Origin of the sequence: Sphingobium salicis subsp. salicis, assembly GCF_049472635.1 — a bacterium.
Taxonomy (GTDB): Bacteria; Pseudomonadota; Alphaproteobacteria; order Sphingomonadales; family Sphingomonadaceae; genus Sphingobium; species Sphingobium yanoikuyae_A.
Window position 1 is genome coordinate 4,177,528 of the sequence record NZ_JAYRCS010000001.1, and the last position, 18,640, is coordinate 4,196,167.

General features: G+C 64.5%; 25 protein-coding genes. 10 read left to right on the forward strand and 15 right to left on the reverse strand.

Going from position 1 to position 18,640, the window contains the following annotated elements; genetic code table 11:
- Window position 1: 1 nt before the first annotated feature.
- From VHN57_RS20165 to VHN57_RS20175, 3 genes are read right to left on the reverse strand one after another with little or no spacing between them, the layout of a single operon-like run.
- Window positions 2–736: a M48 family metallopeptidase gene (locus VHN57_RS20165; RefSeq protein ID WP_420878213.1), complete on the reverse strand. Its 735-nt coding sequence runs from the start codon at window positions 734–736 to the stop codon at window positions 2–4.
- Entirely contained in the window at window positions 693–1,118 is a 426-nt protein-coding gene (locus VHN57_RS20170; RefSeq protein ID WP_010335778.1) for a YcgN family cysteine cluster protein, read from the reverse strand. The genes VHN57_RS20165 and VHN57_RS20170 overlap by 44 nt, the downstream gene beginning before the upstream one ends.
- 3 nt (window positions 1,119–1,121) lie before the next feature.
- On the reverse strand, window positions 1,122–1,775 hold the full coding sequence (locus tag VHN57_RS20175; RefSeq protein WP_423285050.1) for an SCO family protein: 654 nt from the start codon (window positions 1,773–1,775) through the stop codon (window positions 1,122–1,124).
- Window positions 1,776–1,819: 44 nt separating this feature from the next.
- On the opposite strand from VHN57_RS20175, the gene VHN57_RS20180 reads away from it, so the two are divergent.
- A complete protein-coding gene (locus VHN57_RS20180) occupies window positions 1,820–2,458 on the forward strand; it encodes an ankyrin repeat domain-containing protein (protein WP_037524601.1) in 639 nt (212 codons plus the stop codon).
- Window positions 2,459–2,497: 39 nt separating this feature from the next.
- Here VHN57_RS20180 and VHN57_RS20185 read toward each other — a convergent pair whose 3' ends face one another.
- On the reverse strand, window positions 2,498–3,004 hold the full coding sequence (locus VHN57_RS20185) for an MmcB family DNA repair protein (protein ID WP_270091772.1): 507 nt from the start codon (window positions 3,002–3,004) through the stop codon (window positions 2,498–2,500).
- Window positions 3,005–3,082: 78 nt separating this feature from the next.
- On the opposite strand from VHN57_RS20185, the gene VHN57_RS20190 reads away from it, so the two are divergent.
- Window positions 3,083–3,868 (forward strand): IS5 family transposase, encoded by a 786-nt coding sequence (locus tag VHN57_RS20190; RefSeq protein WP_423285053.1) that lies wholly within the window; start codon window positions 3,083–3,085, stop codon window positions 3,866–3,868.
- A gap of 90 nt (window positions 3,869–3,958) precedes the next feature.
- On the opposite strand, the gene VHN57_RS20195 is transcribed toward VHN57_RS20190, so the two are convergent.
- The 10 genes from VHN57_RS20195 to VHN57_RS20240 form a co-directional block, all read right to left on the reverse strand.
- On the reverse strand, window positions 3,959–4,630 hold the full coding sequence (locus tag VHN57_RS20195) for a cell wall hydrolase (RefSeq protein ID WP_004209194.1): 672 nt from the start codon (window positions 4,628–4,630) through the stop codon (window positions 3,959–3,961).
- Window positions 4,631–4,805: 175 nt separating this feature from the next.
- Window positions 4,806–5,156, reverse strand: a complete 351-nt coding sequence (locus VHN57_RS20200) for a DUF1491 family protein (protein ID WP_004209195.1) — start codon at window positions 5,154–5,156, stop codon at window positions 4,806–4,808.
- The gene (locus VHN57_RS20205; RefSeq protein ID WP_004209196.1) at window positions 5,149–5,646 is read right to left on the reverse strand and encodes a PaaI family thioesterase; all 498 of its coding nucleotides are present in this window, start codon (window positions 5,644–5,646) and stop codon (window positions 5,149–5,151) included. The genes VHN57_RS20200 and VHN57_RS20205 overlap by 8 nt, the downstream gene beginning before the upstream one ends.
- Entirely contained in the window at window positions 5,606–6,073 is a 468-nt protein-coding gene (locus tag VHN57_RS20210) for a PTS sugar transporter subunit IIA (RefSeq protein ID WP_010335784.1), read from the reverse strand. Before VHN57_RS20210 ends, VHN57_RS20205 begins: the two co-directional genes overlap by 41 nt.
- A gap of 130 nt (window positions 6,074–6,203) precedes the next feature.
- Complete coding sequence (hpf, locus tag VHN57_RS20215) at window positions 6,204–6,800, reverse strand: ribosome hibernation-promoting factor, HPF/YfiA family (RefSeq protein WP_010335785.1); 597 nt, start codon at window positions 6,798–6,800, stop codon at window positions 6,204–6,206.
- Window positions 6,801–6,871: 71 nt separating this feature from the next.
- Entirely contained in the window at window positions 6,872–7,573 is a 702-nt protein-coding gene (gene dnaQ / locus VHN57_RS20220) for a DNA polymerase III subunit epsilon (protein ID WP_423285056.1), read from the reverse strand.
- A gap of 32 nt (window positions 7,574–7,605) precedes the next feature.
- Entirely contained in the window at window positions 7,606–8,199 is a 594-nt protein-coding gene (coaE, locus tag VHN57_RS20225; protein WP_423285058.1) for a dephospho-CoA kinase, read from the reverse strand.
- An 11-nt stretch (window positions 8,200–8,210) separates the two neighbouring features.
- Window positions 8,211–9,035, reverse strand: a complete 825-nt coding sequence (gene aroE, locus VHN57_RS20230; RefSeq protein WP_423285060.1) for a shikimate dehydrogenase — start codon at window positions 9,033–9,035, stop codon at window positions 8,211–8,213.
- Window positions 9,032–9,625 (reverse strand): Maf family protein, encoded by a 594-nt coding sequence (locus VHN57_RS20235; RefSeq protein ID WP_017499436.1) that lies wholly within the window; start codon window positions 9,623–9,625, stop codon window positions 9,032–9,034. The genes aroE and VHN57_RS20235 overlap by 4 nt, the downstream gene beginning before the upstream one ends.
- On the reverse strand, window positions 9,622–10,449 hold the full coding sequence (locus VHN57_RS20240) for a pyruvate, water dikinase regulatory protein (RefSeq protein WP_026108809.1): 828 nt from the start codon (window positions 10,447–10,449) through the stop codon (window positions 9,622–9,624). Before VHN57_RS20240 ends, VHN57_RS20235 begins: the two co-directional genes overlap by 4 nt.
- A 291-nt stretch (window positions 10,450–10,740) precedes the next feature.
- Between VHN57_RS20240 and hemE the strand changes: the two genes are divergently transcribed.
- From hemE to VHN57_RS20260, 4 genes are all read left to right on the forward strand, one after another.
- The gene (gene hemE / locus VHN57_RS20245) at window positions 10,741–11,802 is read left to right on the forward strand and encodes a uroporphyrinogen decarboxylase (RefSeq protein ID WP_125998881.1); all 1,062 of its coding nucleotides are present in this window, start codon (window positions 10,741–10,743) and stop codon (window positions 11,800–11,802) included.
- Window positions 11,802–12,242: a CopD family protein gene (locus VHN57_RS20250; RefSeq protein WP_423285063.1), complete on the forward strand. Its 441-nt coding sequence runs from the start codon at window positions 11,802–11,804 to the stop codon at window positions 12,240–12,242. The genes hemE and VHN57_RS20250 overlap by 1 nt, the downstream gene beginning before the upstream one ends.
- 118 nt (window positions 12,243–12,360) lie before the next feature.
- Entirely contained in the window at window positions 12,361–12,969 is a 609-nt protein-coding gene (locus tag VHN57_RS20255) for a hypothetical protein (protein ID WP_004209206.1), read from the forward strand.
- A gap of 171 nt (window positions 12,970–13,140) precedes the next feature.
- Entirely contained in the window at window positions 13,141–13,275 is a 135-nt protein-coding gene (locus VHN57_RS20260) for a hypothetical protein (RefSeq protein WP_017499432.1), read from the forward strand.
- Here VHN57_RS20260 and panC read toward each other — a convergent pair.
- A complete protein-coding gene (gene panC / locus VHN57_RS20265; RefSeq protein WP_423285066.1) occupies window positions 13,272–14,117 on the reverse strand; it encodes a pantoate--beta-alanine ligase in 846 nt (281 codons plus the stop codon). The two genes, VHN57_RS20260 and panC, sit on opposite strands and share 4 nt — an antisense overlap.
- Before the next feature lie 108 nt (window positions 14,118–14,225).
- On the opposite strand from panC, the gene VHN57_RS20270 reads away from it, so the two are divergent.
- The 4 genes from VHN57_RS20270 (at window position 14,226) to VHN57_RS20285 (ending at window position 18,616) form a co-directional block, all read left to right on the forward strand.
- Window positions 14,226–15,032, forward strand: a complete 807-nt coding sequence (locus VHN57_RS20270) for a division plane positioning ATPase MipZ (RefSeq protein ID WP_004209209.1) — start codon at window positions 14,226–14,228, stop codon at window positions 15,030–15,032.
- On the forward strand, window positions 15,032–15,490 hold the full coding sequence (locus tag VHN57_RS20275) for a J domain-containing protein (RefSeq protein WP_004209210.1): 459 nt from the start codon (window positions 15,032–15,034) through the stop codon (window positions 15,488–15,490). The genes VHN57_RS20270 and VHN57_RS20275 overlap by 1 nt, the downstream gene beginning before the upstream one ends.
- A gap of 19 nt (window positions 15,491–15,509) precedes the next feature.
- A complete protein-coding gene (gene pgmG / locus VHN57_RS20280; RefSeq protein ID WP_423285068.1) occupies window positions 15,510–16,892 on the forward strand; it encodes a phosphoglucomutase/phosphomannomutase PgmG in 1,383 nt (460 codons plus the stop codon).
- A 422-nt stretch (window positions 16,893–17,314) separates the two neighbouring features.
- A complete protein-coding gene (locus VHN57_RS20285) occupies window positions 17,315–18,616 on the forward strand; it encodes an OmpP1/FadL family transporter (protein ID WP_423285070.1) in 1,302 nt (433 codons plus the stop codon).
- Window positions 18,617–18,640: the final 24 nt, after the last annotated feature.

The window sequence follows — 18,640 nt, forward strand, 5'->3', positions numbered from 1 at the left end:
TTCAGGCCTGATAGCGGTGCAGGCCCGCCCCATGGGCCTTCAGCCAGGCGCGCGCCGGGCGCGGATCCTCGCCATAGATGCGGGCATGGGCGGCGTGGAAGGCCGGGCTATGGTCCATGTGCAGCAGATGCGCCAGTTCATGCGCCACGGTCGATCGCCGCACCCAGGCCGGCGCCAGGATCAGCCGCCAGCTATAGCGGATCGCCCCGCTCGACGTGCAACTGCCCCAGCGGCTGCGCGTGTCGCCAGTGCCGACCGAGGCGACGATCAGGCCATGGTCCTGCGCCATCGCCAGCGTCTCCGCCTCCAGCACGGCCTTGGCCCGTGTCCGCAGCCAGCGCAGCACCCGCGCGCCGACCGATTCCGCCGCCCCGCCCAGGATCAGCCGGTCGTCCTCCAGCCGGATCGTGCGGGTCGCCCCCGCGATCCAGCAGATGCGCACCTCGCGCCCCTCCAGCGGGAAGGTCGCGCCATCGCCCAGCAGCGTCACCGCCGGCGTCACCGCCATTTGCGCCCGGACCCAATCCTCATGCCCCTGCGCCCAACCCAGCGCACGCTTGAGGTTCGCCCGCGCCGGCAGCGACAGCCGCAATTCGCCGCGCAGCCCGTCGATCGTCAGCTTGTAGGCGCGCGCTCGCGCGGACCGGCGCACCCGCACCGGCATGGCGACGCCATCGATCAGGATTTCTGCCTCAGAGCTCTCGGTCGACAAGATGATGTTCCCAATCGCCCGCATCGGCCTCCGCCACGGTCCAGCCGCGCACGGATTCCTTGGCCCGATGCACCGCCTCGCGATCGCCGCAGACCAGATAATGCCATTCGGGCAGCGGCAGGCCCGCCTCGCGCAGCCGATAGGCACAGGTGCGCGGCAGCCAGCTGATCTGCTTCACCTTGGCCGGGGTCAGCCGCACGCAATCGGGCACGAACCGCCGCCGGTCGGGATAGTTGGTGCATTGGCCGCTATGCCGGTCGAGCAGGCGACAGGCGACATTGGTCGGATAGATGCGGCCCGTGTCCTCATCTTCCGCCTTGTGCAGGCAGCATTTGCCGCAACCGTCGCACAGCGCCTCCCATTCGGCGCGGTTCAGCTTGTCGAGGGGCTTGTCCCAGAAGTCCAAATGTCACTTGACCCATTTTTCGAGAAAGGCGCGCACGATATCCGGCGCGCCCTCGTCCACGTCCGGCGTGCCCGGATCATCCACCGGCACCAGCGCGATCGGCTTGCCGTCCGGCCCGAATAGATAGGGCGTGCGGCTGTGGCTGACCAGATAGTCGCTCGCCCCCTCCGGCTTTTCCGCATTGTAGAGGACGACGAAGTCCTTGGCCACCTTCGCGATCTGCTCCGGCGTGCCGGTCAGGCCGACAAGGCGCGGGTGGAAGGCCGCGACATAGGGCTTCAACACCGCGGGCGTGTCCCGCTTGGGATCGACGCTGATGAAGATCGGCTGCACCTTCGCGGCGCGGGCGGGCGCTGCCTTCTCGAAGGCACTGAACGCCTGCATGATCCGCTGCAGATCGACCGGGCAGACATCCGGGCAATAGGTGTAGCCGAAATAGACGATCCGATACTGGCCCTTATAATCGTCCCAATGAACGGTCTTGCCGTCCTGGTCGATCAGGGTGAAGGGCGCGCCGATGCGCGCGCCGACCAGATTGCCCTGTTCGCTCTCGCCGCTTGATGCGTTGCCGCCAGCCCCCATATTGCATGCCGTCAGCAAGGCCAGAAGCGGCAGGGCGAGCGAGATCAGCGCTTTGTTCATGGTGTCGCCTGCCATGCCTTGCTATGGGCCGATTTGCAAATCGAACGGGGCGCGCGACGATGAAGATTGGGATGAAGAGCGGACTTTCCACCTGGCTGTTTCTGGCGCGGCCTGCCGCCATCACCCTGGCACTGATGGCCCCGGTTGCGGCCCAGGCCCAGTTTTCCAACAATTACAACTTCCTCAAGGCGGTGAAGGACGCTGACGGCGACAAGGCGACCGAACTGCTGCAGAAGCCGGGTTCGACCGTCATCAACAGCCGTGACGTCACCACCGGCGAAACCGCGCTGCACATCGTCATCGGCCGCCGCGACACGACATGGCTCAACTTCATGCTGTCGAAGGGCGCCAATCCGAACCTGGCCGACAATAATGGCACCACGCCGCTGCTGCTCGCCGTGCAGAACCGGTACGAGGAAGGCGTGCGCCTGCTGCTCGCCCGCGGCGCCCAGGTCGACAAGACCAATGGCAGCGGCGAGACCGCATTGATCCGCGCGGTGCAGCTGCGCGACATCGGCCTGGTCCGCCTGCTCGTGGCGCAGGGCGCCAATGCGGACAAGCGCGACACCATCGCCGGCATGTCCGCCCGCGACTATGCCGAGCGCGACAGCCGCACGCCGGGTCTGGTCGAAGCGCTCGATTCCGCCAAGACCAACGCCGCCGCGCCCAAGGGCCCGGTCCAGGGTCCGGTCTTCTGATATGAAAAAGGGCGGCCTGGCCGCCCTTTTCTTTAACCCTTACCAGCCCAATTCCGCCGCATAATCCGGGTCCGCCAGCGCCGACAGGCGGCGGGCGGCGCGGCGGGCGAAGCGCAGCGTCTCCGCCTTGCGCCGGGCGGCGGCCAGCGGCTCGAACGGCGCGGCCCGCACCAGTTCGGCATCATATTGGTCCGCGACGATCAGGCCGGTGCGGGCCGGCCACAGCGCCTCGCTGTCGAACAGGCTGATGTCGAAGCCCGATGGCACAGCCCAGAAATAGCGGTCGCAATAGTCGAAATAATCCGGCCATTTCATGTCGCCCAGCAGGTCCGCCCGGCTGCACTTGATCTCGACGATGGTCAGGCGCCCGGCGCTGTCGATCGCCATGATGTCGGCTCGCCGGCCATTGGGCAGCGGCACTTCCAATATGCCGTTCATGTCATGACGGTGAAACAGGCGCAGCGTGCCGCGCGCAACCGCCAGCGCGGTCCCATCGGTCAGCGGTGAACAGCGATCGGCGTCTTGGGCGGCGTCTTGGATGGTCATGGCACCAGACTAGGTTTCGTGGACAAAGGTTGACAGCAGGATCGGGCGTTGATTCAAGGCTGCCTTTTGGAGGTGGCGTTGGGCGAGCGTATTGGGCTGACGGAGGACGAGTGGGGGATCATCGGCACATTACTGCCATCTGAGCGTGGTCGTGGCTGTCGTCCAGCACAGGACAACCGGCTGTATTTCGAAGGCATGATGTGGATCGCCCGCACAGGTTCGCAATGGCGCCACTTGCCGGATGAATATGGCAAGTGGAACAGCGTTTTCCGCCGCTACCGGCGCTGGGTTACGACCGGGGTGTTCGAGGCGATGCTCGAGACACTGGGCGAAATGGTGGCTCGTGATGCCACTGCGGACATGATCGACAGCACCGTGGTCCGAGCACATCATTGTGCCGTCGGCATAAAAAAGGGACTCAGGAAACCGAGGCGCTTGGCCGATCGCGAGGCGGATTTCAGCACAAAGCTCCACGCCCGCTGCGATGCCAAAGGCCGACCGCTCGGCTTTGTCCTGACGCCGGGCCAGAGCCACGATATCCAAGGCTTTGGCCCGCTGTTCCGTTTGATTGCTCATAAGATCGAGGCATTGTTGGCGGACAAGGGCTACGATGCAGATGCCATCCGCGAGGAATTGGCCAATGCTGACGTTGAGGCTGTCATTCCCGCCAAAAGCAATCGGCGCGATCCAATCCCACACGATCGCGAAAAATACCGTTGGCGCAATCTTGTCGAACGCCTCTTCAACAAACTCAAGAACTGGCGGCGTATCGCAACTCGATACGACAAAACCAAAGAGTCCTACCTCGGCTTCGTCAATCTCGTCTCAGCCCTGCAATGGATACCCTTTGTCCACGAAACCTAGAACAGGAAGGGAACAAAAGAAAAGACCGATTCGGACATGGGGTCCGAACCGGCCTTCAAAAGGGCGTCACTGTCGCGCGGTGAGCGCGGATCAGCGATAGAAGACGTGATTGTCGATCGACGCCAGCTTGGTCTTGCCCCAGCCCGGCGACACGCGGCGGGCATGGAAGAACAGCGCGCCTTCGGCCTGGCTGTCCCAGCTGTCGTCCAGGGCGATCTGCGCGATCGCAACCGCCTCGCGCCAGGAATCGCTGGCGATGTTGATCGGCGGCATGCCGTGACCACGCACGAAGCTGAACTGGCTTGGCTGATAGATGACGCCGCACAGGCTGCTGGCGAAGCGGCCCGACTTGGCGCGGTTGATGATGACGCGCGCAACGGCCAGCTGGCCCTCCAGCGTTTCACCCTTGGATTCGAAATAGACCGCACCGGCCAGGCACTTCATGTCGCCTTCGACATCCTCGGGAGCGCCTTGCGCATCAACCAGGGCTGCCAGGGTCTCGGCCTTGGGCTCGATATCGGTCGAAAAATTGCTGCCAGCCTTGGAGCCGGAATCCAGCGACTGCGCGACTTCCTGCGGCGCAGCGAAAACGACGGCGGGCTTGGTGCCGGCCGTGGGTGCGCTAGTCAGCGCGGCGGTTTCCGGCAGGGAAACCGTGGACAGGGAGGCCTCGCTGGCGCTCGACATGTCCGACGCCGTAACAGCCGCAGCGGCCGACAGCGTAAATGCCGCGATGATCGCGGCCTTCAGACGAAAACTCATTATTGCTCAAAATCGTGCGGTTATTGGCCAGAAACGTCGATTGTAACCGATATTCTGTGACGTTCGGCCGCCCCCCGTCTGCGTGTTTACCGGCCCGCCCCCCATGGACGAATGCAGGCAACCTGCGCGTTCAGCGTCGGCCGCCATTGCCCGCGCGCGTGCAAGGAGTCAACGATCAGCAGATCGTTTCAGCGGCGAACCGTTCCGCATCCGCGATATCAAGCTCGACCAGCCACAGGTCGGGGTCCGATCTGCGTCGGCGTTCGGCATAGGCGGCGAACGCCTCCGGCCCCTCTTCCGCAGGGGGTCCACAGCGCATCAATGCATGGCCGCCGCGAAAGTTCGATACCCGTTCGAAAATTGCGGATTCCCGCCCCTTGTCCATCACCTGGACCAGGATTACGCCGCTCATTGCATCGCCCTTGGCCAATATCATGGCAAAGCCACCGGCGGCATTCACCCGCTTCACCAGTGCGCCGACCAGCATCGCGCTGGTCAGCCGCGCGGCCGGACTATCCTCAGCCATGATATCCCGGCAGCGATGACAGCGGAATCTGCGACCGCATGAAGGTGCCGGTGCCCCGGCCCACCTCTTCCCCGTCCGAATCGAGAATGCTTGCCTCGGCGACATAGACGCGGCGCTTGCCGCTGATCCAGCGCCCTTCGGCGCGCAGCTTTCCGGGGCCGATCGGCCGGGTGAAGAGCAGGTTGAAGGCGGTGGTCAGCAGGAAGCGGTCGCTGACCAGGCTGTTGGCGGCATAGAAGGCCGCATCGTCCAGCATCTTGAAATAGACGGTGCCATGCACCGCACCGGCAGCATGGAAATGCCGCTCGTCGACCTCGAAATCGATCACCGATCGGCCGGGTTCCGGCACGCGCAGGGTCGACAGGAACAGGTCGTTGATCGGCGCGCTGTTGTAGAGATGCTCCAGCGCGCGAAAATGCGCCGCCTCGCCACTGGCGAGCGCGGCGGCCTCAGGCGGCGTCACGCGCCTCACCACCGGCCAGCAGCGCATGCAGCGCCTCGGCCGACTTGGCACCGCGCAGGCGCGTCACCTGCGCCTCGTCGCGCAGATAGCGGGATACGCGCGCCAGCGTCTTCAAATGCTCGGCGCCGCTGTCCTGCGGCGACAGCAGCGCGAACACGACATCGACCGGCGCATCATCGACCGCGTCGAAAGGCGCTGGCGGATCGAGCAGAACGACCACGCCGCACATGCGGTCGAGGCCCGGCAGCTTGGCATGGGGAATGGCAACGCCGCCACCGAAGCCGGTGGAGCCCAGACGCTCGCGCTCCAGCAGCGCGTCGGCGGCCGCTTCGGCATCGACGCCATAGGATTGCGCCGCCAGAGCCGCGATCTTCTGGAACAGCATCTTCTTGCCGTTCACAGTCACCTCGGTGGCCAGCGCGTCCGGCGAGACAATATCGTTGAAATGCACCATTTTACTTCCGGGGGCAGCCGAGGCGCGCCCAGCCTGTCGAAAAAAATGCGCGTTGCTCGGAGAAACTAAAGCCCGGCCCCATAGGCCGCCTGCACCCGGAGGTCAACAGGCGGCCCGGCTTGGCAGGGGGTCAGCCGCGCGGCTCGACCCAGCCGATCGTGCCGTCCTGACGGCGATAGACCATATTATAGGCCGACGTGCCGGCATTGAGGAACAGCAGTGCATTGGTGTTGCGCAGGTCCAGCATCATCACCGCGTCGGACACGCTGGCCTCGGGAATGTCGACCCGCGTTTCGGCAACGATCAGGGGCGCATCGGCCGCTTCGGCCTCCTCGTCGGCGGCACCGGCGAAGATGGTATAGCCCGCGCCATCGATATCATCGACGCTATAGCCATTGGCGCGCTGCGCCTCGGCCGCGGCGGCCTGGATGCTGCGGTCCTTCAGGCGGCGCATATAGCGGCGCAGCTGCTTCTCGATCCGGTCCGATGCCTGGTCGAAGGCGGGATGCGCCTCCTGCGCCTCGCCGGCGCCCTTCAGGATCAGGCCGGTCATCACATGGCAGACGATATCACAATGAAAGGCGCCATGCGGGGCCGGTCGGAAGGTCACCTGGGCGGAAATCGTGCGGGAGAAATATTTCTCGGCTATCGCTTCCAGCCGGTCGCTGACGTGCTGCTTGAGCGCCTCGCCCGTCTCGACCTGATGCCCGGAAACACGGATATCCATATGCCTTCTCCTTATTCTTGCCGGGACGCCGGATCAGCGGCCCGGTTGGCACGTGGCAAACGCCGGCAGGTTCAGGCCGGCGGCGCCTCCTCGAGCCAGAGCGGCTTATCCAGCTTCGCGACGAAAGCGGCATGCCTCTCCAACTCCTCCGCGCTCGCCGCGAAGACGCGCGCGGGACGAACAGGGCGAACAACGGCGGTTTCCGTCAGTTCCACCCTGACGATCTCTTTCTCTTCCTCCTGTGCAAGACCCAGGCCGATCTGACGGCCGCCGGTCAATTCGACATAGAGCTGCGCCAGCAGTTCGGCGTCGAGCAGCGCGCCATGCTTGACGCGATGGCTGCGGTCGATGCCGTAACGGGTGCAGAGCGCGTCCAGGCTGTGCTTGGCGCCGGGATGCAGGGTGCGGGCGATCGCGACCGTGTCGATCATCCGGTCCATCGACACGGCATCGCGCGCGCACAGCTTCAATTCGTGATTGAGGAATCCGAAGTCGAAGCGCGCATTGTGCGCGACCAGCGGGCTGTCCTCCAGGAAATCCATCAGTTCGGCCACGCCCTCGCGGAACAGCGGCTTGTCCGACAGGAACTGGCTCGACAGGCCATGCACCGCCTCGGCGGCGGAGGGCATGTCGCGCTGTGGATTATAATAGGCGTGGAAGGTGCGGCCGGTCGGCACGCGATTGATAAGCTCTATGCACCCGATTTCGACCAGCCGATCGCCGGATGCCGGATCAAATCCCGTCGTTTCGGTGTCGAAAATGATCTCGCGCATCGCCCTTTTGAACCGACTCTCTATGACTCTACTTATCTGCCTGTCCGGGCGCCAAGGCAAGCGACCAGACGCCTGACCTGTGCTCGGGTTGCGGCAAATGTCGTACCCGTGTTGATGATATAGTCTGCCCTTAGCCGCTTTTCAGCATCGGGCAGCTGCAAGTGCAGGATTCTACGAAATTTTGCCACCGTCATGCCCGGCCGGGCCAGCACCCGCCGCCGCTGTTTCCAGGCGGGCGCACTGACGACGATGATGCCCGCCATGCGCCGGTAGCCACCCGTCTCGAACAGCAAGGGCACGTCCAGAATCACGATTTGGCGCGATCGGTAGCGTTTGAGGAATCGCCGGCGCGACTCGCCCACGGCCGGATGGACGATCGCCTCCAGTGCCTTCAATTCGGCGGGATGGCCGAACACCGCCGCGCCCAGCTTCGTCCGGTCAACGCCCTGCGGCCCGGTGGTGCCGGGAAAGCGCGCCTCGATCGCCGGGATCAGCCGGCCGCCCGGCCCCTGCAGCCGATGCACCTCGGCATCGGCATCGAACACCGGCACGCCTTCACGACGAAACATCGCCGCAACCGCCGACTTGCCCATGCCGATCGAGCCGGTGAGGCCGTAGATCTTCACCCCGTCGCCGTTCAGTCCGCCGCCGTGAGCAGCGCGCGCAGTTCCGCGTCCAGTTCGCGCGGTGCCTCCGCATCGAAGAAGATGTCGAACGCCAGCGCCGCCTGGCCGATCAGCATTTCCAGCCCGTCGAGAGTCTTGAGGCCCCGGCCGCGCGCCGCCTTCAGCAAGCCCGTCTCCAGCGGCGCATAGACGATGTCATAGACGGTCGCGCTCGCCGGCAACGGCGAAAGGTCCAGATCCAGCGCCGGCTGGCCGACCATGCCCAGCGACGTGCTGTTGAGCAGCAGGTCGGCGGTCGGCAGCGCATCGGTCATGCCGATCACCTTGCCCTTCACCCCGGCCCGGTCGAGCAGCGCCTGTCCCTTGGCCCGATCGCGCGCCATGATCGTGATCTCCGGCACGCCCAGGCTGGTGAGCGCGAACAGGATCGCCCGCGCCGCGCCGCCCGCGCCGATCAGCACCGCATGGCGGCCCTTCCACTTGTCGCGCAGCAGCGGCTGCAGGAACCCGCCGGCATCGGTGTTGGTTCCGATCAGCGGCCCGCCGGTCTCGCTGGCGATGGTGTTCATCGCGCCGATCCGGTCGCGCGCCCCACCCGGATCGTCGGTATAGTCCATCACCGCGATCTTGTGGGGAATGGTGACATTGCAGCCCAGCCAGTCGGGATCGGCACGACGCTGCAGGAAATAGGCGGACAGCCCCTCGGGCGTCACATGAGTCTTCTTATACTCCGCCTCGATATCCAGCGCCTGCAGCCAGAAATTGTGGATAAGGGGCGATTTGCTGTGGTCGATCGGATCGCCGATCACCTCGGCATAGGGGAGCTTGTCGGTCATGACGCCAGAACGCCCCTTATGCGCAGGAAGTCAAGCAGCGGCAGCAGCGGCAGGCCCTGGATGCCGAACTGGCTGCCTTCCACCCTGGCGAACAATTGCGCGCCCGGCCCCTCGATCCGGTAGCAGCCGACGCACCATTGGCATTCGTCCCAGTCGCCCTCCAGATAGGAGTCGATGAATCCGTCGGACAGGGTCCGCACCGTCATCCTTACCCGTTCGACATGGCGCCAGATCGGTTCATTGTTGAGCACGATCACCGCCGCGCTGTGGAGATGATGGACCCGGCCCGACAGCAGGCGCAGGATGCGCGCGGCATCCGCCCTGTCCACCGCCTTGTCGATCATCGTCCCGTCGTCGAGAGTCAGGGTCTGGTCGCAGCCCAGCACCAGCGCGCCCGGCACCCGGCGCGACACCTTGAGCGCCTTCAGTTCCGCCAGCGCATCGGCCAGCGCGCGGCCATCATGGCCATCGGCGCGCAATGCTTCCTTGGCGGCCTCTTCATCCACACCGGGCGACAGCGCCTCGAACGGCACGCCGGCCGCGCTCAGCATGGCGCGCCGGCTGGCGCTCTGCGAGGCTAGGACGATCATGCTTCATTTCCTTCCGCCAGTTCGCGGTCGTTGAACAGGTTGATGATGGCGGCGGCCGCTTCCTCGATCGACCGGCGGGTCATGTCGATCACCGGCCAGCCATTGTCGGCGAACATGCGCCGCGCAAAGGCCAGTTCCTCCTGCACCTTGTCGCTATCCACATAGGCGGTCTCGGGCGCCTGGTTGAGCGACAGCAACCGGTTGCGCCGTATCTGGATCAGCCGCTCGGGACTGATGGTCAGGCCCACCACCATCGGATGCTTCAGGCCATAGAGGCTGCGCGGCGGCGGCGATTCCGGCACCAGCGGGATGTTGGCGGTCTTGTAGCCGCGATTGGCGAGGTAGATGGAGGTCGGCGTCTTCGACGCGCGCGACACGCCCGCCAGGACGATATCGGCCTCCTCCCAATTCTCATGCCCCACGCCATCATCATGGGCGATGGTGAACTGGATCGCCTCGATCCGCGCGAAATAGGCTTCGTCGAGGATATGCTTGCGGCCCGGCCGGGTCCGGGTTTCCTGCCCCAATATGTTGGACAGGGCATCGGCCACGCTGTCGAGCGCCGCGACATGGGGCAGGCCAAGTGCGCGGCAGCGCGTTTCCAGCCGCCGCCGCAGCACATGGTTGGTAAGTGTGAACAGCACCAGGCCGGGATGGGCGGATATCTCCTCCATGATCCGGTCGAGATGCACTTCGGATCGGACCATCGGCCAGAAATGGCGGATCGCCTCGACATTTTCGAACAGGCCGATCGCCGCCTTGGCGATATTCTCCAGCGTCTCGCCGGTGGAGTCCGAAAGCAGGTGAAGATGGATACGTGACACAGGCATATCTCTGTGAGTCCCCTGTGGATAAAGCAAGGGATAGAGTTGTGGATAACTTTGCAGCCCCATTTCGTCCCCAGAAAGCGGAATCTTATCCACAGCCTCTCAACAGGGCCGGAATCTTATCCACAGCCTGTGGGTAATGGGGATGATTCAGATGACTCGCCGCGGAATCGCGTGACTCCAGGAGTCAAGCTGTTGGCAAAAGCGGGGACAGCGCATAAACCCCCGAACCAACAGCCCAACAACCTCAACATTCTTTTTTAAATATCTTTATAAAGTAGAGAGTTCATGACGGGTCCCGACGCTCACGCCGGCGCAGTCAGCGCCAAGCCGCTCCTTTCCGTATTGCGCGGCGCGGTGCCGCCCGTCCCGCCGATGTGGCTCATGCGCCAGGCCGGCCGCTATCTGCCGGAATATCGCGCACTCCGGGCCGACAAGGGCGGCTTCCTCGAACTGGTCTATGACAGCGCCGCCGCGGCAGAGGTAACGCTCCAGCCGCTGCGCCGCTTTGGCTTCGACGGCGCCATCCTCTTTTCCGACATATTGATCGTCCCCTATGCGATGGGACAGGATCTCTGGTTCGAGGCCGGTGAAGGCCCGCGCCTCGCCCCGATCCTGGCGGAGACCGACCTGTCGGCGCTGACACCCGATTTCAGCCGCTATGAGGCTGTGTATGAAACGGTCCGGCAGGTGAAGGCTGCGCTGGACCCGTCGGTGACTTTCCTGGGCTTTGCAGGCAGTCCCTGGACGATCGCCACCTATATGGTCGCGGGACAGGGCAGCAAGGACCAGGGCGCTGCGCGTCGCATGGCGTATCAACAGCCCGATCGCTTCGCCGCGCTGATCGACGCGATCGTCGATGCCACCGTCATCTATCTTTCCGGCCAGATCGAAGCCGGCGTGGAAGCGGTGCAATTGTTCGACAGCTGGGCCGGCAGCCTCGCCCCGCTCCAGTTCGAACGCTGGGTGATAGAGCCCAATGCCGCGATCGTGCGCAAATTGAAGGCGCTCCATCCCGACATTCCGGTGATCGGCTTTCCCAAGGGCGCCGGCGCGAAACTGCCGGCCTATGCGATCGGCACCGGCGTCGATGCAGTGGGTGTGGATGAAACGGTCGACCCGCATTGGGCGAACCAGGCGCTGCCCGCCGGGCTTCCGGTGCAGGGCAATCTCGATCCGCTGGCGCTGATTGCTGGCGGTCAGGCGGTGGAACAGGCTGTGGATAACTTGCGCGCCGCCTTTGCCGGCCGGCCGCATATCTTCAACCTGGGCCATGGCATATTGCCCGACACGCCGATCGCCCATGTCGAGGCGCTGATCGCCTATGTGCGCGGAACGGAGACACGCTGATGCCCTATCTCGGCGCTGCCTATCTGTGGGTGAAGGCCGCCCATGTCATCTTCGTCATCTTCCTGATGGCGGGACTGTTCATGATGCCGCGCTTCTTCGTCTATCATCAGGAAACCGTGCCGGGCTCGGCGGAGGACCAGCGCTGGATCGAGCGTGAGACGCGCCTGCTCAAGATCATCCTCAACCCGTCGCTGATCCTAACCTGGGTCTTCGGCCTGATGCTGATGGTGGAAATCGGCGCCTGGCATTTCGGCTGGTTCCACCTGAAGCTGCTCTTCGTCCTGGCACTGTCGGGCTATCATGGCTGGATCGCCAGCTATGCGAAGAAATTTGCGCGCGGTCAGCGCAGCCTTGCCGACAAGCAGTTGCGCATGCTGAACGAAGTGCCCGGCATCGCCGCGGCGGTGATCGTCATCATGGTGATCGTCCGTCCTTTCTGATGGTCGTAGCGTAAAGCGTCCGAAAAGATCGGGCACTTTACTTGGCCTCTGGCGCAAGTCTTCGGACTATGCTTTGCCTCCGCCGGTCCGCATCCTGCGGACTTTCTGTGGGGGTATCATGATTCGTCTGTTTTTCTGCGCGGCCGCGTTGGCCGCGCCGATGGCGGCTGCGCAGCAGCCTGCCGTCACCATCGCGCCTGCCGTCGATGGCAATGTCCTGCGTGCCGGTGCCAAGGTGCCCGTTCGCACGCTGGTCGAACTCACCACCAAGAAGAAGGCCGTGAAGGTCGGCGATCGCGTCAATATCGAGACCGCCGAAGCCGTGATGGTCGGCAATAATGTGGTGATCCCCGCCGGCACGCCCGGCATCGCGGAAATCACCAGCGTGCGGAACAAGGGCATGTGGGGCAAGTCCGGCTTCATCGAGGGCCGCGTGCTCTATGTCCGGCTGGGGGGCCGGCAGGTGCGCTTGACCGGCACATTCAATGACAAGGGCGTGACCGGCACCGCCGGCGTCGTCGGTGCGATCGCGCTGATCCCGGTCGCCGGCTTCTTCACCACCGGCACCAGCGCCAACATCCCGTCGGGCTCGATCATCCCCGCTTTCCTCGATGAGGATCTGGCCTTCTCGGTCGACAGCGCGGCGGCGACGCCCGCGCCGATCGCCGCGACCCCTGCCGCAACGCCGGCAGAAGGAACCGCCGCTCCGGCCGCTGGCGCGCTCTGATCGACAGGGGGATCGGGGCCTTCGCCCCGGTCCCTCGGGCTGCTGTCCTACGCCGCCATGACCATGCTATAGCGGGAGTGTCGCCGATCGGGTGACAGGCGAATAGGATCGCCCCCGCGCAACATAATGTCAAAATGTGCGGGAAATGTGCGAAGTTAAGCGGAGACGCACATGAATGACCCGCGCATCTGGTTCGGCCCCAAGCGTATCGGCTGGGGCTATGGTCCCCGCACCTGGGAGGGCTGGGCGGTGGTCGGCCTGCTCGTCCTTGCCGCTGTCCTGCTCAAGCGCGGACTTTCGGCTTAGGCCGGATCGACCGCGATATTGTCGATCAGCCGGGTCTTGCCCAGTTTCGCCGCGCCCAGCAGCCGTGCCGGACGGTCGAGCGTCGCGATCGGCTCCAGGCGGTCTGCGTCGCACAGGGTCACATAGTCGATCGGGTCGAAACCATGGGTCGCCAGCGTGGCGATTGCCTTCGCCAGTGCTGCCTCGACCGGCTCGCCCTTCTCGATCTGGCGCTTCGCCTCACCCAGCGCGCGCGGCAGCGCCAGCGCATCCTTGCGCTCCTGCTCGCTGAGATACGCGTTGCGCGACGACAGCGCCAGGCCATCCTCCGCCCGCTGGGTCGGCATGCCGATGATCTCGATGTCCAGATTGGTGTCGGCGACCATGCGGCGGATCACGGCGAGCTGCTGATAATCCTTCTCGCCAAAGATCGCGACATCGGGCGCGACCTGGTTGAACAGCTTGGTGACGACCGTGGCGACACCATCGAAATGGCCCGGTCGCGCCGCGCCATCCAGCCCTTCGCTCACCCCCGACACCCGAATATTGGTGGCATAGCCGGCCGGATACATGACTTCCACGCTTGGCGCCCACAATATGTCCACGCCGGCGGCCTGCAACAGCTGCGCATCCTTCGCCTCGCGCCGGGGATAGGCGTCCAGATCCTCGTTCGGGCCGAACTGGCGCGGATTGACGAAGATCGACACCACGACATGGCGGCCATGGCGGCGCGCTTCCTCGACCAGTGCCATATGCCCGTCATGCAGCGCCCCCATGGTGGGGACCAGCGCCAGTTTCTTTCCGTCGGACTTCAGCGCGGCGACGGCAGCGCGCAGGGCGGGAAGGTCACGGAGAATTTGCACGGGACGAGGGGCTCCGATAAGGGCAGGGACACAGGGGCGTCCTGCTAGGCTTCGCGCCACGGGACCGTCAAGAATCTAGAGCGACAAACACGGGGTTATCAAGGTCCGATGGCGAACGCGCAAACGCACCTCATCGTCTTCGCCAATGAAAAGGGCGGAACCGGCAAGTCGACGACCGCCGTCCACACGGCGATCGCGCTGACCGCGCTCGGCCATAGCGTCGGCCTGATCGATCTCGACCCGCGCCAGCGCACCGTCACCCGCTATATGGAAAATCGCGCGGAAACTGCGCGCCGCCGCGGCATCGATCTGTCGGCACCCGACTTTGCGGTGTTCCAGGGCGACAATGTCGCCGCGCTCGACGAACAGGCGGCGGCGGTTGCCGAGGGCAAGGATTTCCTGATCGTCGACACGCCCGGCCGCGACGATGATTTCGCCCGGCACATGGCGGCCCGCGCCAACACGCTGGTCACGCCGATGAATGACAGTTTCGTCGACTTCGACCTGATCGGCCAGGTCGATGCCGAAACCTTCCGGGTTCGCCGCCTGTCCTTCTATTCCGAACTCATCTTCGAAGCGCGCAAATCCCGCGCCAAGGCCGATGGCGTGTCGATCGACTGGGTGGTGCTGCGCAACCGCGTCCAGCATCATGATGCCCGCAACAAGAAGCGCGTCGGCGATGCGCTGATGGAATTGTCGCGCCGGGTCGGCTTCCGCGTCATTCCCGGATTGTCGGAACGCGTCATCTTCCGCGAACTCTTCCCCTCGGGCCTGACCCTGCTCGACAAGGGGCATCTGGGCGACCTGGGCATCAGCCACATCGCCGCGCGCCAGGAACTGCGCGAGATGGTGGCCGGATTGGCCTTGCCGACCGGCGATCATGCCGCGTCCGTGGACATGCTCGGCGCCGCCTGATGGGGCTGATCGCGCTGGTGCTGATCGGCCTGGCGGGCTGGCTCATCTGGACCGGGAGATTGCAGCGCATGTCGACCAAGGATGGCATGGCATTGGGGGCGGCGCTGGTCGGCGCGGTGCTGGCGGCCAAGGGCAAGCCGGCGCTCGGCGCGCCGATCCTGCTGGGCGCGGCCCTTTTCTTCGCGTCGCAGGGCAAGGCGAAGAAGGGCGCTAACCGCGCCAGGCGCAAGGCTGCGCCGCCGGTGCAGACTGACAGGGCCGACGTGGAGGGCGCCCGCGCCCTGCTCGGCCTGTCGGCGGATGCCCGCGCAACCGACATCCGCGCCGCACATCGCCGCCTGATCGCCTCGGTCCATCCCGACAAGGGTGGAACCGAAGCGCTGGCTGCCCAGATCAATGCTGCTCGCGACCTGTTGCTGGCTGACCTTGCCGAGCGGGATCGTCCGTCCGCCGGCTGATTGCCCCAGAAAGGACTATATGGCCCATCGCTTCCATCCGACCCTGCTGCGCGAATATGACATGCGCGGCGTTGTCGGCCCGATGCTCGGGGAAGCGGACGGCTATGCGCTGGGGCGCAGCTTCGCGACCTGGGTCCGGCGCGCCGGCGGATCAGCGGTCGCGGTCGGCTATGACGGGCGGCTGAGTTCGTCCATGCTGGAGGGGGCGCTGGTGCGCGGCCTCACCGACAGTGGTGTCGATGTGCTGCGCGTTGGCCTCGGTCCCACGCCCATGCTCTATTATGCGGAGGCCGAACTGGACGTGGCGGGCGCTATCCAGGTGACCGGCAGCCATAATCCCGCAGATCAGAATGGTTTCAAGCTGGTCCTGGATCATGCGCCCTTTCATGGCGAGGCGATCCAGCAGCTCGGCGCCATGGCGGCGGCCGGCGACTGGCTGGCGGGCGAAGGCCGGGTGCGCGATGTCGATATCATGCCGACCTATGTCGAACGGCTGGTGCGCGATTTCGACGGCGCCGCCTGGCGGATCGGCTGGGACGCGGGAAATGGCGCCGCAGGACCAGTCGTGGAGAAGCTGGTGCAACTCCTGCCGGGTGAGCATCATCTGCTCTTCACCAATGTAGACGGCAATTTTCCCAACCATCATCCTGATCCCACCGAAGAAGCGAATCTGGCCGATCTTCGTTCCCTTGTCCTCTCCAGGAAGCTCGATTTCGGCGTGGCTTTCGATGGCGATGGCGACCGGATCGGCGTGGTCGACGGCCTCGGTCGGATCATCTGGGGCGACCAGCTGCTCGGCCTGTTCGCGCAGGTGGTGCTGAAGGATCGGCCCGGCGCCCCGATCGTCGCGGATGTGAAGGCCAGCCAGGCCCTGTTCGACGAGGTTGCGCGGCTGGGCGGTGAGCCGGTGCTGTGGAAGACCGGGCACAGCCATATCAAGTCCAAAATGAAGCAGATTGGCAGTCCGCTGGGCGGCGAGATGACCGGCCACATCATGTTCGCCGACGATTTTTACGGTTTTGATGATGGACTCTATGCCGCCGTTCGCCTGATCCGCGCGGCTGCCCGGTTGCGCCGCACCGTCACCGACCTGCGTGGCGACATGGCCGAAATGGTCAACACGCCGGAAATCCGCATCGCCGTGCCGGAAGACCGCAAGTTCGCGATCATCGAAGACCTGCGCGACCGCCTGATTGCATCCGGCGCAATCGTGCAATCGATCGATGGCGCACGCGTCCGCACTGTCGATGGCTGGTGGCTGCTGCGCGCGTCCAACACCCAGAATGCGCTGACCGCGCGGGCGGAGGCGTCGGATGCCGCGGGATTGGCGCGTCTGCTGGCCGAAATCGAATCCCATTTGCGTGATTCGGGCGTCGATCAGCGATTGCAAGCGGCGAAATAGCCTGTCGCAGCGCGCAAAATTGATATCGCTATCATTATTTCATGTGGAATTTCCCTTAGGGAAACTTGGATTTATGACACCGGTTGCATGAAACGCAATCGCGCCATCATGTTTCGCATTTGCGACGAACGCCGCCTGGCCGCAAAAGGAACTCGCCTTTCAGGCATCCTCTCCTAAAACTTCATAGCCGTCCCTCGGGGCGGCTTTTTTTTTGACCTGTGACGTTGGCGCAACAGGGCGGCACTTGCCGTAGCGTCCAGCCGGCCGAAATCCGGGCAATTGAGCGAAAAATCGCGGAAATCCGTCATTGGCGCCTGTAGAAATCGTCGGGATAGCTGTTATGCGCATGGTTCCATAAGTCGCATGAGGCGTTTAAGCGCCCGCACCAAATGGCCAAATGAGTTTTTAGCAGAGGAAACGCCATGTCCCTTCGCCGTCGCATTCTTCCCACCATCCTGCTGACCGGCGCGATTGTCGCACCGATGCCGGCGCTGGCCGGTGGCTTCTATCTTCAGGAACAGTCGCCGGTGGAAACCGGCCGCGCCATGGCTGGCGGCGCCGCTGCAGGTGACGATCCCTCGACCATCTATTTCAACCCTGCCGCCATGACCCAGCTGTCGGGCGTCCAGGTTTCGGCCGGCGTCAACGCCCTGATGGCTTCCGCCCACCAGACCAACCGTGGCAGCTATCGCTCGGTCCCCGGTTCGACCGCCCGCGTGCCGGTGACCGGCAATGACGGCGGTCAGCCGTTCGAAAGCGTCATCCCGGTCCCCAATTTCTACGCCTCGGCGCAGGTCACCGACCGGCTGTGGCTGGGCCTCGGCGTCAACGCGCCCTTCGGCCTGAAGCTGGAATATGATGACGGTTTCTTCGGTCGCTATGACTCGATCTACACCGACCTCAAGACCTACAACATCCAGCCGTCGGCCGCGTTCAAGCTGAACGACAATTTCTCGATCGGCGGCGGCGTCGACGTGCAATATGTGAAGGCTAACCTGACCAACGCGCTGCCGCAGGTGTCGCCGCTGGTCACCACCGACGGCTTCACCAAGCTGAAGGGCGATGACTGGACCGTCGGTTGGAATGCTGGCCTGTTCTACACCAACGGCACCACCAATGTCGGCGTCCACTATCGGTCGGGCATCAACCACAAGCTCAAGGGCACCCAGACCATTTCCGGCCTGGTGACGCCGCTCAGCGCCGCCAATGGCGAGTTCGATGCCTCGGCACCGCTGGACCTGCCCGATATCGTCACCGTGTCCTTCATGCACAAGCTGACGCCGAACCTGCGCGCGATGATCACCGGCAAATGGTATGGCTGGTCCAGCTTCAAGGGGATCGCGGTCACCTCGGCCACCGGCACCACCAACAAGGAACTGGATTACAAGGACAGCTACAGCGTCAGCCTGGGCGGCGAATATGATTTCAGCCCCGCCTTCACGCTGCGCGCCGGCACCATGTTCGACCGTTCGCCGACCAATCCGCAGCATCTGACCACCCGCGTGCCCGATGGCGACCGCGTGTGGCTGACGGGCGGCGCGACCTGGAATATCTCGCCGGCCTTCGCGCTGAACGTTGCCTACGCCCATACCTGGGTGGAAAAGGCGAACATCATCCGCCCGGACAGCTATTTCCCGTCGCCGGCCACCGTCACCGCCACGACCCTGGCACAGACCAGCGGCAATGCGGACCAGGTTGCCGCATCGCTGACCGCGCGCTTCTAAAAGGCCGCGTTAATGCTTATAGGG

Bases quoted from the DNA above. Each gene is read 5' to 3' on its own strand.
- VHN57_RS20165 (WP_420878213.1), bottom strand. From the start codon at position 736: ATGCGGGCGATTGGGAACATCATCTTGTCGACCGAGAGCTCTGAGGCA.
- VHN57_RS20175 (WP_423285050.1), bottom strand. From the start codon at position 1,775: ATGGCAGGCGACACCATGAACAAAGCGCTGATCTCGCTCGCCCTGCCG.
- VHN57_RS20180 (WP_037524601.1), top strand. From the start codon at position 1,820: ATGAAGATTGGGATGAAGAGCGGACTTTCCACCTGGCTGTTTCTGGCG.
- VHN57_RS20185 (WP_270091772.1), bottom strand. From the start codon at position 3,004: ATGACCATCCAAGACGCCGCCCAAGACGCCGATCGCTGTTCACCGCTG.
- VHN57_RS20195 (WP_004209194.1), bottom strand. From the start codon at position 4,630: ATGAGTTTTCGTCTGAAGGCCGCGATCATCGCGGCATTTACGCTGTCG.
- VHN57_RS20200 (WP_004209195.1), bottom strand. From the start codon at position 5,156: ATGGCTGAGGATAGTCCGGCCGCGCGGCTGACCAGCGCGATGCTGGTC.
- VHN57_RS20205 (WP_004209196.1), bottom strand. From the start codon at position 5,646: ATGCGCTGCTGGCCGGTGGTGAGGCGCGTGACGCCGCCTGAGGCCGCC.
- VHN57_RS20210 (WP_010335784.1), bottom strand. From the start codon at position 6,073: ATGGTGCATTTCAACGATATTGTCTCGCCGGACGCGCTGGCCACCGAG.
- hpf (WP_010335785.1), bottom strand. From the start codon at position 6,800: ATGGATATCCGTGTTTCCGGGCATCAGGTCGAGACGGGCGAGGCGCTC.
- dnaQ (WP_423285056.1), bottom strand. From the start codon at position 7,573: ATGCGCGAGATCATTTTCGACACCGAAACGACGGGATTTGATCCGGCA.
- aroE (WP_423285060.1), bottom strand. From the start codon at position 9,035: ATGACCGACAAGCTCCCCTATGCCGAGGTGATCGGCGATCCGATCGAC.
- VHN57_RS20235 (WP_017499436.1), bottom strand. From the start codon at position 9,625: ATGATCGTCCTAGCCTCGCAGAGCGCCAGCCGGCGCGCCATGCTGAGC.
- hemE (WP_125998881.1), top strand. From the start codon at position 10,741: ATGACGGGTCCCGACGCTCACGCCGGCGCAGTCAGCGCCAAGCCGCTC.
- VHN57_RS20250 (WP_423285063.1), top strand. From the start codon at position 11,802: ATGCCCTATCTCGGCGCTGCCTATCTGTGGGTGAAGGCCGCCCATGTC.
- VHN57_RS20255 (WP_004209206.1), top strand. From the start codon at position 12,361: ATGATTCGTCTGTTTTTCTGCGCGGCCGCGTTGGCCGCGCCGATGGCG.
- VHN57_RS20260 (WP_017499432.1), top strand. From the start codon at position 13,141: ATGAATGACCCGCGCATCTGGTTCGGCCCCAAGCGTATCGGCTGGGGC.
- VHN57_RS20270 (WP_004209209.1), top strand. From the start codon at position 14,226: ATGGCGAACGCGCAAACGCACCTCATCGTCTTCGCCAATGAAAAGGGC.
- VHN57_RS20275 (WP_004209210.1), top strand. From the start codon at position 15,032: ATGGGGCTGATCGCGCTGGTGCTGATCGGCCTGGCGGGCTGGCTCATC.
- pgmG (WP_423285068.1), top strand. From the start codon at position 15,510: ATGGCCCATCGCTTCCATCCGACCCTGCTGCGCGAATATGACATGCGC.
- VHN57_RS20285 (WP_423285070.1), top strand. From the start codon at position 17,315: ATGTCCCTTCGCCGTCGCATTCTTCCCACCATCCTGCTGACCGGCGCG.